Genomic DNA, 11,860 nt, shown 5'->3' on the forward strand with positions numbered 1-11,860 from the left:
CGCGGGGGCGCGGCGCGGCCGCATCGCGGGGTGCGGCACGGCGGCATCGCGATGCGCGGCACGGCGGCATCGCGGTGCGCGGCGCGGCGGGCCGGAGCGGCCTCGGGCGGCGCGGCGGGCCGCCCGGGCGCGCCGGGTCAGGAGAGGGCTGGGCGGCGGTGGGGGATGCCGCTGGGGACGGCGCGGCGGCGCGGGGCGGAGGTGCCCGTCCAGCAGGTGCCGCGCCGGGCGAGCAGGCGTTGCAGCCACAGCTCCATCGACACCAGCTCCGCGAGCCCGTCCAGCGGCACCGGCCGCCCGTCCGCCGCGTCGAGCAGCGCCTGTTGGACGACCCGGGCCTCGATCAGCCCGGCGTCGGCCAGCAGCGGGGCGGCGAACAAGGCCAGCAGCCCCTCCAGGGCCGTCCGCAGGCCCAGCCGGGTAGCCGTCTCGTTCGGGGCGTGCGCGCTCGCGCCCCAGCCCGGCGGGAGGTCGCGGACGCCGGCCGAGGACAGGACTCCGCGCAGGATCGCGGCCCGCGCCCCGGGCTGGACCCGCAGGGATTCGGGGAGCGCGCGGGCCGCCCGTAGGACCTGGTTGTCGAGGAACGGGGCGTGCAGCCGCTGGCTGCGGACCTCGACGGCCTGTTCGAAGACGCGGTGGTCGGCGGCGTGCCGGGTCAGGACGGCGCGGGCGCGCGCCTCGCCCGGCCGCAGCGACAGCGGGGGCCGGCCGGCGGCGGCCGACAGCCGGATCGACACCTCCGCCAGGGCCTCTCCGGTCAGCCAGCCGGCCGCCGGCCCGGGCCGGGACCAGGTCAGCGCCGCGAGGGAGGCGTCGACCGGGGTGCGGACGCCGCCCGCGACGGCGCCTTCGCGCAGCCGGGCCGCAGCGGCTTCCATGCCCGCGCGGTACGGCGTACGGGCGAGCCGGCGGGCAGCGGAGTAGACGGAGAACGGGACCAGCAGGGAGTCCCCGGGCGTCGCGCGGGCGAGGGCCGCGACCGGGCGCAGCAGGTGGCGTCTGCGGCGGTCCATCAGGAGGTCGGCCATCCGGGCGGGGTGGGCGTCCAGGACCTGGCGGGCGCCGTGGCCGACGAAGTGGTCGGCCGAGCCGGCGGCGAGCCGGCGCCGCTCGCGGGCGGCGAAGACGAGCGAGGGGCCGGGTTCGTCGGTCAGCGGGCCGTCGAGTTCGGCGTACGGGAGGGCTTCCTCGGCGGCGGCCACGACGACGTGGTGCAGGCGCGGGTTGGAGGCGATGGCGTGGGCGCGTTCCAGTTCGCCCTCGCGGCCCTGCGGGGTGGCGAGGTCGTTGAAGGTGACGGCCAGCAGCCGTTCGCCGGACTGCTTCAGGACGGTGCCGGGCGCTCCCGGCAGTCCGGCGGCGAGCAGCGCGAGGGTCGCGGAGGCGCTGCCGCCGGAGAGGTCGGCGCCCACTCCGGGGGCGGGGGCCGGGGCGCCGCGGGCCGCGCGCCGGTCGGCGGGTCCCATTCCGGGCACGGGACCGGGATCGGGTACCAGCATGTCGGGGGCATGCCGGGGTGCCGTGAGCCGGGCGCGCACCGCGTCCACCAATGCTTCCCGTACGCCCTCCACCGCACGCTCGGCGTCGGCCTCGGGCGCGGCCACGGCGAGCGAGGCCACCGGCTCGTACCCGGTGATCTCCCGGGAGCCCTCGCGCAGGATCAGGGTGTGCCCGGGCGGGATGCGGCGGACGCCGACGTACGGTGTGCCGTCGCCCAGTGCCTCGGGGCTGTCGGGGCAGGCCAGCAGGGCGGCGAGGTGGCCGATGTCGAGCTGCGCCTCGATGAGGTCGGCGAGGGGCAGCGCGGCGGTGGCGTAGGCGGTGCCGCCGGCCCAGGGGGTGTAGAACACGGGCCGGGCGCCGGCGAGGTCGCCGAGGACGGTGATGCGGCGGCCCGCCTGGACGACGGCGGTGTAGCTGCCGGACCACTCGGTGAGGTGGCGCAGGGCCCCGCCGCGGGCGGCGTACAGGGCGCGGCGCAGCTGGGCGTCGGTGGCGCCGCAGCAGCCGAGGACGGCGAGGCGGGTGAAGGGGTCGGCGGGGTCGGCGGTGACGGTGCGGATCTCGTCGGGGCGCCAGTCGCCGACGGCCCACAGGGGGTCGGGGTCTCCCCAGAGGAGCTGGGCGCCGACGGGGTGGACGGTGCGTTCGGCGCCGGGGGAGAGGTCGTCGGGGTGGTCGGCGTCGGCGATGCCGCCGTGGGGGGAGTCGCCGTAGGGAGGGACGTCGTACGGGTGCCCGTGTCCGCCCTGTCCGGGGCCTCGTCCGGGGCCCTGTCCCGGGCCATGGCCGGAGACCCGTCCCGCCGTGCCGAAGCTCGCGGCGATACTGCTCCAGCCCACCAACCAGCGCACCGCCGCCTCCCCAGCCCGTGGGCAAATGACCGGGGCACGAACGGCATGGTCAGCGCTGAGGGCGCGGCCGGCCGGACCCCGGGTGGCTCCGGGACCATGCTGCCACGAGACAGGCGTACGAGAGGGGGTATGGGGGGCGCACATGCAAACGAACACGCCCCCGCCACGCGGTATTTGGCGTTCCGTGCCCACCGCCCGATAGGTCGGTTTCAGCCATTCTTCGTCCCCGCCGCAGCCACACCCGGGCCACACCGGAGCCACACCCGGGCCGCACCCGGGACGCACCCGGCCTGCGCCGCACCCGCGGCGCGCGGGCCGCGCGGCTGCGGTCCGGGAGACGGGATCCGCCCCCCGGACCGTTCCGCCACCCGCGGGGATTGAGGCGGCGGCATCCCCCGACCCGCCGATCAACGCGAACGGGCCGACCCACGCACCGCACATCGAATCGCCGGGCCCCCGGAGCGGCCAGAGCGCACGGCCGGGCGCACGGCCACACGGGCGGAGCACGCCCGAAGGAGTGCGCCCCGGGCGCGGGCCCGGCCCCGACTGTGCATACGGACAACAATCCCGCCATACGGAACAGGAGGCCTTAACGCTTGGGAGGCGGGGAACTACGCTGGGTTTACGAAATGCCGGGCGCCTATGCCCCGGCGGCGTCTGCGTTCCGCGTGTGACGAGGGGTGGCGCATGTCCAGGGAGCTCCGCGAGCCCAACGAGAAGCTCGGCGCCGTCCTCGCCCTGGCGGGCATCAGCAACGCCGGGCTGGCCCGGCGCGTCAACGATCTCGGCGCACAGCGCGGCCTGACGCTTCGGTACGACAAGACGTCGGTGGCGCGGTGGGTGTCGAAGGGGATGGTTCCGCAGGGCGCCGCCCCGCATCTGATCGCCGCCGCCATCGGGGCGAAGCTGGGCCGGCCGGTACCGCTGCACGAGATCGGCCTGGCGGACGCGGATCCGGCGCCCGAGGTGGGTCTGGCCTTCCCGCGCGATGTGGGCGCGGCCGTGCGCTCGGCCACCGATCTGTACCGCCTCGACCTCGCGGGCCGGCGCGGTGGTGGCGGGATCTGGCAGTCGCTGGCGGGCTCCTTCGCCGTCTCGGCGTACGCCACTCCTGCCTCGCGCTGGCTGATATCGCCCGCCGACAGCTCGGTGGCGCGCGAACCCGCTCCCGCACGGGCGGCCTCGGCTCCCGGAACCCCGCCGGAAGGCCTGGGGGCGGGACCGCCGTCCTCGGTTGTGCCCGCGCAGCCGGGAGCCGAAACTCCGCAGGCGCCGCGCGAGCAGGGCCTCGTACCGGCGGTGGCGCCGGCGGCCGTCACGCCGTCCGACCTGAGCCCGCAGCGCGTGGGCCACAGCGATGTGACGAAGCTGCGCGAGGCCGCCGAGGACGCGCGCCGCTGGGACTCCAAGTACGGCGGCGGGGACTGGCGTTCGTCGATGGTGCCGGAGTGCCTCCGGGTGGACGCGGCGCCGCTGCTGCTGGGTTCGTACTCCGACGAGGTGGGCCGGGCGCTGTTCGGGGCGACCGCCGAACTGACGCGGCTGGCGGGCTGGATGGCCTTCGACACCGGTCAGCAGGAGGCCGCGCAGCGCTACTACATCCAGGCGCTGCGCCTGGCCCGCGCCGCCGCCGACGTCCCGCTCGGCGGGTACGTCCTCGCCTCGATGTCCCTCCAGGCGACGTACCGGGACTTCCCGGACGAGGGCGTGGACCTGGCGCAGGCGGCCGTCGAGCGCAACCGGGGGCTGGCGACGGCGCGCACCATGAGCTTCTTCCGGCTGGTCGAGGCCCGGGCGCACGCGAAGGCGGGCGACTCGGCGGCCGCCGGGGCGGCGCTGCGGGCGGCGGAGGGCTGGCTGGAGCGGGCGCGGGAGGGCGACGCGGATCCGACCTGGCTGGGTTTCTACTCGCACGACCGGTTCGCGGCGGATGCGGCGGAATGCTACCGGGATCTGAAATTGCCCCGTCAGGTACGGCGGTTCACCGAGCAGGCCCTGTCGCGGCCGACGGAGGAGTACGCGCGCTCGCACGGGCTGCGGCTGGTGGTGAGCGCGGTCGCCGAGCTGGAGTCGGGCAATCTCGACGCGGCCTGCGCGGCGGGCACCCGGGCGGTGGAGGTCGCGGGGCGGATCTCCTCGGCGCGGACGAACGAGTACGTACGGGACCTGCTGCACCGGCTGGAACCGTACGGGGACGAGCCGCGCGTCGCGGAGCTGCGCGAGCGGGCGCGACCGCTGCTCGTGGCGCCCGCGTAGCCCCGCGTCACCCCTTTGTCAGTGGCGGGGTGCAGTATGCAGGGGTGGGAGGTGGCAGCGTGGGCGGCGGGCGCGGCGTGGACTGCGATGTGCTGGTGATCGGTGGCGGGATCGTCGGTCTGTCGACGGCGCATGCCCTCTCGCGCCTCGCCCCGGGGACGCGGGTGGTCGTCCTGGAGAAGGAACCCGGCCCGGCCCGGCACCAGACGGGCCGCAACAGCGGCGTGATCCACAGCGGCATCTACTACCGGCCGGGCTCGCTGAAGGCGCGGTTCGCGGTGCGCGGGGCCGCCGAGATGGTCAAGTTCTGCGCGGAGCACGGCATCGCCCACGAGGTGACGGGCAAGCTGATCGTCGCGACGGAGCGGGCCGAGCTGCCGCGGCTGCACGCGCTGGTCCAGCGCGGCCGGGAGAACGGCATTCCGGTGCGCGAGCTGGGCCCGGCGCAGATCGCGGAGTACGAGCCGGAGGTGCGCGGGCTGGCCGCGATCCATGTCGGCTCGACCGGGATCGTGGACTACGGGCGGGTCGCGGAGCAGCTGGCGGAGTCCTCGGGCGCGGAGATCGTCTACGGCGGCGCGGCGGATCTGATCTCGCGGCGCGCGGACCGGGTCGCGGCGCGCACGACGGCCGGGGTGGTCGTGCGCGCGCGGGTCCTGGTGAACTGCGCGGGCCTGCAGTGCGACCGCGTCGCGCGGCTCGCCGGGGACGAGCCCGGAATGCGGATCGTCCCCTTCCGGGGCGAGTACTACGACCTGGCGCGGCCCTCGTTGGTGCGGGGTCTGGTCTACCCGGTGCCGGATCCGGCGTTTCCCTTCCTCGGCGTCCATCTGACCCGGGGAATCGGCGGCGGCGTCCATGTCGGGCCGAACGCGGTGCCGGCGCTGGCGCGGGAGGGGTACGGCTGGGGGGTCGTGCGGCCGCGGGACGTCGCGGACGAGCTGGCCTGGCCGGGATCCTGGCGGATGGCCGCCCGGCACTGGCGGTACGGGGCGGGCGAGATCCACCGCTCGCTGTCGAAGCATGCCTTCACCGAGGCGGTGCGGCGGCTGCTGCCGGCCGTGTCCCCGCGGGACCTGGTCCCGGCGGCGGCCGGGGTCCGCGCCCAGGCCGTCCTGCGGGACGGGACGCTGGTGGACGACTTCCTGATCCGGGACGCCCCGCGCACGGTCCACGTGCTGAACGCGCCCTCACCGGCGGCGACCGCCTCGCTCCCGATCGGGCGCGAGATCGCGGGCCGCGCCCTGTCGGTGCTGCGCACGGCCTGACGGACCGGGGCTCGGGCCGAGGCCACCGCGGTGCGGGCGCGGGGGCTGCGCCGAGGGGACGGCGAGGGGGTGGGGTCGTAGAATCTGGGCATTGTGTCTGAGTCCCTGAATCCCCAGCCCAGCGCCCCGGCGGCGAACTCCTACGTCCCCCCGAAGTGGCGGACCGAGCCCCGGTTCCCCGAGGGCCCGTCGCCCGATCCGGCCGGCTCGCACCACGAGCGCCGGATCCGCAGCTTCCAGCCGCGGCGCAGCCGTGTGACCACCGGCCAGGGCGAGGCCCTGAAGCGGCTCTGGGGCACCTGGGGCCTGGACATCGACGGCCACCGGATCCTCGACCTCAAGAAGATGTTCGACGGCCTCCCCGTCGTCCTGGAGATCGGCTTCGGCATGGGCGAGGCAACCGCCCAGATGGCAGCCGCCGACCCCGGCACCGGAATCCTCGCCGCCGACGTGCACACCCCCGGCCAGGGCAACCTGCTCGCCCTCGCCGAGCGGGGCGGGCTCGACAACATCCGGGTCGCGAACGGCGACGCGATCATCCTGCTCCGCGAGATGCTGCCGCCGGACTCCCTCGCGGGCCTGCGCGTGTACTTCCCGGACCCGTGGCCCAAGGCCCGCCACCACAAGCGGCGGCTGATCCAGCCCGAGTTCCTCACCCTGGCCGCGACCCGGCTCGCGCCCGGCGGGGTGCTGCACTGCGCGACCGACTGGGAGCCGTACGCCGAGCAGATGCTCGAAGTGCTCACCGCGCACCCCGACTTCGAGAACACCCAGGCCGACGGGGGCTACGCGCCGCGTCCCGACTTCCGGCCGCTCACCCGGTTCGAGGGCCAGGGCCTCGACAAGGGCCACGTCGTACACGACTTGCTCTTCCGGCGCGTGGCGAACACCGAGAACTGACGCGGAGGGCTGACGGGGAGGCGTAGGTAACTCCCCGTGTCAGACCCGCTCGCTAGAGTCATCGTGTGTTCCGAGCGCTGCCTTCCGTGCTCGCACGCCCGTCGGGCGCGGTCCGTACGTGCGTGCTCCTCGCCCTGCTCGCCGTCCTGACCCTGTCGGGGCTGGCGATCCTGGAGCTGGTCCGGGAGCAGACGGGCACGCCCGGGTTCTTCGTCGGGCTGGGCCTGGCCGTACTGCCGGTGCCGCCGCTGCTCGCGGCGTTCGGCTGGGTGGGCCGGGCCGCGCCGCGGCCCCGGGCGGAGCTGCTGTTCTGCTTCGGCTGGGGCGCCGGCGCCGCCGCGCTGATCGCCATACTGGCCAACAGTTTCGCCACCGAGTGGATAGCGAGGACCACCGCCGACGCCTCGGCGGCGGACCGGCTCGGGTCGGTCGCGATCGCCCCGGTGGTCGAGGAACTCGCCAAGGCGGCGCCCGTCCTGCTGGTGTTCGCGGTCCGAAGACGGCAGTCCGCCGGCCCCGCCGACGGACTGGTGGCGGCCGGGTTCACCGCGACCGGCTTCGCCTTCACCGAGAACATCCTCTACCTCGGCAATGCCTACGGGCAGGACCTGGCCAGCGGTACCGGGGTGCTGGAGTCGATGACGGCCGCGACCTTCTTCGTACGGGTCATGGTCTCGCCGTTCGCGCACCCGCTGTTCACGGTGCTCAGCGGGCTCGGCTTCGGTGCGGCCGCGCTCGGCGCCGGCCGGGCGCGCCGGGTCGGGCTGCCGGCGGCGGGCCTGGCGCTGGCCATGGGGACGCACGCGCTGTGGAACAGCTCCTCGCGGTTCGGGGAGTACGGGTTCGCCGTGGTGTACGGCTCGGTGATGGTCCCGGTGTTCGGGGTGCTGCTGTGGCTCGCGGTGCGGATGCGGCGGCGCCGGCTGCGGGCGGTCGCGGCCGAGCTGGCGGTGTACGCCTCCGCGGGCTGGCTCGCACCGGCCGAGGTACCGGCCCTGGCGTCCATGCCGGCCCGGTCGCTGGCCTGCGCCCTGGCGCGGCACAGCGGAGGCCGGGCGGCGGGGCGGGCGGTGTCCCGGTACGCGGCGGACGCGGCCGCGCTGGCGCTGCTGCGCCGGGGTGCCAGGCGGGGCGGTCCCGCGTGGGAGCCGGAGTTCACGCGCCGGGAGGGGGAGTTGCTGCGGGGGCTGTGGCTGCGCCGGGCGACGGCGGGGCCGGCGCTGTCCCGGGCGGCGGTCCTGGAGGAGCTGCTGCCGCCGCGCGCAGCGGACGATCCGGCCTGGTGGGCCGGCCCCGGCGCGCCGGCCGGCGTACCGGCTCCTAGACGTTCAGACCCTTCGAGGTCAGCCACGCCAGGGGATCCGTCGTCGAGCCACCCTTGCGCACTTCCAGGTGGAGGTGGGCGCCGGTGACGTTGCCGGTGGCGCCGACGCGGCCGATGGTCTCGCCCGCGCCGACCGCGCCGGAGGTCACCGACATCGAGGACAGGTGGCAGTACCAGATCTCCGTACCGTCATCGAGCTGGAGCACGATCCGGTAGCCGTACGCGCCGGACCAGCCCGCCGAGGTGATCTTGCCGCTGCCGACGGCCTTGACCGGGGTGCCGGTGGGGGCGGCGAAGTCGAGGCCGGTGTGGTGGCCGGAGGACCACATGGAGCCGGAGTCGCCGAAGTGCGAGGTGAGGGTGTAGGCGGAGGTGGGCAGGGAGTACCCGCCGGACGCCTTCGCCTCCCGCACCTGTTCGGCCGCCGCGTCCGCCTTGGCCTTGGCGTCGGCTGCCACCTTCTCCGCGGCCACCCGGGCGTCGTCGGCCTCCTTGTCGGCGGCCCGGCGGGCCGCTTCCGCCTGCTCCTTGGCCTCCTTGGCGGCGGCTTCCTTCGCGGCCAGCTCGGCCTGGGCGCGGTCCTGTGCGGAGGCCGCGTCCTGCTGGGACTCGGCCTGCTGGAGGATCCGGTTGAGCAGTACCTCGCCGGCGCCGGAGCCGGACTGGGCGTGCTGCGCGAGGAGTCCGGCCCGCGCGGCGGGGGCGCCGGAGCGGGAGCCGGCCGCGGTGTCCGCTCCGTCGGAGGTACCCGGGCCGTTCGCGGCGTCGCGGCCGGAGTCGGCCGAATCGCCGGAGTCGTCGGAGTCGTCGGTCAGGCCGGGGAACGACGGCATGGATATGGCCACTTGGGGGCGGTCCTGCGCGGTGGCGATACCGCCCGCGCCGACCGCCGCGATGACGCCGACGCCCAGCACGGTGGAGCTGCGGGCGAGCCCGCCGCGCTGCTTGGCCACCCGGTGCTTGCCCCTGACCGGCCGGACCGAGTCCTCGGTGGGGTTCCACTCGCCCCAGGCCCCCGCGGTGGGCTGGTCCTGGATGTCCATGCCTTCGGGGGCAGGCGAGTTGGAGGCCACCGGGGCACACTCCTCATTGAGCGCACGCGCACGGCGCCATCTCTTACGACGGCTGGGACGACCGCGCTGCGTTATCGAACGGTAATAGACGTGGGGGAGTGATTCCAAGCTGTTGTGCTGGAACATTCACACAATCCAGCCACTCAACGCGCAGCTCTGGCCAGGACTTTTACCGCATTACTGGGTCAACCCGGGCAAAAATCGGCCGAAAGCCATATCACTCCAGCCACAGGCGACACTTGACGGACCGTCATATATCTTGCGCAGCGCACCCGTTCGCTCACACCCGGTCACCACCTCGTTACGCCTCCTCGCGCCGCACCACCGGAACGGTCCGCCGCCGCTCCGGCTCCCCCTCCCCCGGCCGGCCGACCGCCAGCAGCGCCATGTCATCCGTCGCCCCACCGCCCGTGTGCCGGCGCACATCGCTGCTGAGCGCGCTGAGCAGCGCTTCCGGCCCGGAGAACACGCTGCCGCTCAGCCGGTGCGCCGGATCGTAGAACTCCCCCGCCCCGGAACGGGCCTCGGTCAGCCCGTCGGTGTACAGGAGCAGGGTGGAGCCCTCCGGGAACGGCCACTCCTCCACCCGGTCCGGCCAGAGCGCCAGGTCCCCCATGCCGAGCGGCAGCGCCGGCTGCGCCGGGGCCAGCGCCACGAGGCTCCCGTCGGCGGACAGCAGCAGCGGCTCCGGGTGCCCCCGGTTCACCAGCCGCAGCGCCCCGCCCTCGGGCGGGATCTCCCCGAGCACGCACGTCGTGAACCCCTCGACCGCGTCCAGGCTGTCGCGCCGGCTGCCCTCCCGGGCCAGCGCCCGCTCCAGCCGCCGCGCGACACCCTCCAGGGTCGGCTCGGTCTCGGCGGCCTCCCGGAAGGCCCCCAGGACCACCGCGACGGTCTCCACCGCGCCCAGCCCCTTGCCCCGGACGTCACCGACCGCCAGCCGCACCCCGTACGGGGTGTCCTGGACGGCGTAGAGGTCCCCGCCGATGAACGCGTCCGCCTGGGCCGCCTCGTACCGCGCGGCGACGTGCAGGCCCCCGATCCGCTCGGCGGGCTTCGGCAGCACCGCGCGCTGGGCGGCCTCGGCGATGTCGCGCGCGGAGGCGAGCCGCTCGCCGCTGCGGCGCACGACCCGGTTGATCAGGATGGCGAGCCCGGACACGGTGAGGACGGTGGCCAGATCGGTCAGCGCCTCCACCCGCCAGAAGGTGCTGCTGAAGAGGTGCAGCACGACCACCGCGAGGGAGGCCAGGGCCCCGGTCACGACGGTCGCCGCCAGAGAGAACACCGACGCGGCGATCAGCGGACCCGCGGTGAAGAAGGGGGACCCGGTGAACTTGGGCGGGGTCAGCAGGTCGAAGAGGAACCCGAGCGCGATCAGCACGAGGGGCATCAGCCGCGCCACGCGCCGGGACGCACCGCCCGCGCCCCTGCCGTGCTCCTGCTGCGCCAGCCCCACCACGCTGCTCTCCTGCCCGGTCCCTCGCACGGGGGCCGCTGCCCGCCTCGCCCTCAAGGCTGGCCGCAAGGCCGCCCGTACGGCGACCCGGCCGGGCCGACCGGGTGACGGAACGTCGGGAGGAGGCAGGAGGGGGGCGGAACCACCCAGGGAACGACGAAGGCCCGGCTCCCCTGAGGGAACCGGGCCTTCGTACTGAGTAGCGGGGGCAGGATTTGAACCTACGACCTCTGGGTTATGAGCCCAGCGAGCTACCGAGCTGCTCCACCCCGCGTCGGTAAACACAACTCTACGCCATCTGTGGGAGGGCTTGCGCCAATTAGCCCCCGGGGCACCTCCCACACGTACATCACCGCAGGTCAGGGCGTTCCAAGGCGGCGAAAGCCGGGCCTCCCGAGGCCCCTGCGGCAGCCGCCGGGAGCCGAGCGGCCGCGGCCACCGCAGCACCGGACGCGGCCAACTCCCCACGGCGACCGGCCTTGGCGGGAAACCGCCGGAGCCACTCCGGTCGATACCCGATCGGTCATCCGCCCCTCTCCGGCTATGCTCTGGGGTGAGCACGCCGAGGGCCATTAGCTCAATTGGCAGAGCAGCGGACTTTTAATCCGTTGGTTGTCGGTTCGAGTCCGACATGGCCTACTGCTCACGAAGCGCCCCGTCCGGTTTTCACCGGGCGGGGCGCTTCGTCGTGTCCGGGGCCGTGCCGGGGCGCCGGGAGGTGTGGGGAACGGGCTCGGCCCCCACCGCACCGGAGTGCTGTGGGGGCCGAGTCTCGATCAGTTGGCGCTCAGGCGTCAGCCGTTGCGCTTCCAGCGCGGCTTGTCGTCACGACGGCCGCCACCGAAGGAACCGGTGGAACCGGAACCGGAGGGGCGGTGGTCGTCACGACGGCCGTACGGGCGGTCGCCGGCGCCGCCGGAGCGGAAGCCACCGGAGGGACGGTCGTCGCGGCGGAAGCCACCACGGTCGCCACCACGGTCGTCACGGTTGAAGCCACCGGACGGACGGTCACCGCCGGAGCGGAAGCCACCGGACGGACGGTCGTCGCGGCGGAAGCCACCACGGTCGCCACCACGGTCGTCACGGTTGAAGCCACCGGACGGACGGTCGCCACCGGAGCGGAAGCCGCCACGGTCGCCACCACGGTCGTCACGACGGTCACCACCGGAACGGAAACCACCCGACGGACGGTCGTCGCGGCGGAAGCCACCACGGTCGCCACC

7 protein-coding genes, 2 tRNA genes and 1 CRISPR repeat array (1 of these 10 cut by a window edge) are annotated in these 11,860 nt (G+C 75.1%); of the genes, 5 read left to right on the top strand and 4 right to left on the bottom strand.

Annotation, left to right across the window (positions count from 1 at the left end):
- Positions 1-137: 137 nt before the first annotated feature.
- Positions 138-2,357, bottom strand: coding sequence for an asparagine synthase-related protein (locus EES41_RS17680; protein ID WP_254211486.1), 2,220 nt, complete (start codon positions 2,355-2,357; stop codon positions 138-140).
- Between the two features lie 687 nt (positions 2,358-3,044).
- Between EES41_RS17680 and EES41_RS17685 the strand changes: the two genes are divergently transcribed.
- The 4 genes from EES41_RS17685 (at position 3,045) to EES41_RS17700 (ending at position 8,193) form a co-directional block, all read left to right on the top strand.
- Positions 3,045-4,613: a hypothetical protein gene (locus EES41_RS17685; protein WP_008738588.1), complete on the top strand. Its 1,569-nt coding sequence runs from the start codon at positions 3,045-3,047 to the stop codon at positions 4,611-4,613.
- Between the two features lie 29 nt (positions 4,614-4,642).
- Entirely contained in the window at positions 4,643-5,881 is a 1,239-nt protein-coding gene (lhgO, locus tag EES41_RS17690) for an L-2-hydroxyglutarate oxidase (protein ID WP_123079438.1), read from the top strand.
- Positions 5,882-5,974: 93 nt separating this feature from the next.
- Positions 5,975-6,781 (top strand): tRNA (guanosine(46)-N7)-methyltransferase TrmB, encoded by an 807-nt coding sequence (gene trmB, locus EES41_RS17695; RefSeq protein WP_123079439.1) that lies wholly within the window; start codon positions 5,975-5,977, stop codon positions 6,779-6,781.
- Between the two features lie 86 nt (positions 6,782-6,867).
- The gene (locus EES41_RS17700) at positions 6,868-8,193 is read left to right on the top strand and encodes a PrsW family intramembrane metalloprotease (protein WP_254211768.1); all 1,326 of its coding nucleotides are present in this window, start codon (positions 6,868-6,870) and stop codon (positions 8,191-8,193) included.
- On the opposite strand, the gene EES41_RS17705 is transcribed toward EES41_RS17700, so the two are convergent.
- The 3 genes from EES41_RS17705 to EES41_RS17715 all read right to left on the bottom strand — a co-directional run bounded on the left by EES41_RS17705 (position 8,102) and on the right by EES41_RS17715 (position 10,911).
- Positions 8,102-9,148 (bottom strand): M23 family metallopeptidase, encoded by a 1,047-nt coding sequence (locus EES41_RS17705; protein ID WP_254211769.1) that lies wholly within the window; start codon positions 9,146-9,148, stop codon positions 8,102-8,104. The genes EES41_RS17700 and EES41_RS17705 overlap by 92 nt on opposite strands.
- A 331-nt stretch (positions 9,149-9,479) precedes the next feature.
- On the bottom strand, positions 9,480-10,640 hold the full coding sequence (locus EES41_RS17710) for a PP2C family protein-serine/threonine phosphatase (protein WP_123079442.1): 1,161 nt from the start codon (positions 10,638-10,640) through the stop codon (positions 9,480-9,482).
- A 197-nt stretch (positions 10,641-10,837) separates the two neighbouring features.
- Positions 10,838-10,911: transfer RNA gene (locus tag EES41_RS17715), tRNA-Met, on the bottom strand.
- Between the two features lie 292 nt (positions 10,912-11,203).
- On the opposite strand from EES41_RS17715, the gene EES41_RS17720 reads away from it, so the two are divergent.
- Positions 11,204-11,276, top strand: a tRNA-Lys gene (locus tag EES41_RS17720).
- A gap of 321 nt (positions 11,277-11,597) precedes the next feature.
- Positions 11,598-11,860: direct repeats of the CRISPR family, unit length 26 nt; unit sequence CCACGGTCGCCACCACGGTCGTCACG (it continues 174 nt past the right edge of the window).

It is taken from the genome of Streptomyces sp. ADI95-16 (assembly GCF_003721495.1).
Lineage (GTDB): Bacteria > Actinomycetota > Actinomycetes > Streptomycetales > Streptomycetaceae > Streptomyces > Streptomyces goshikiensis.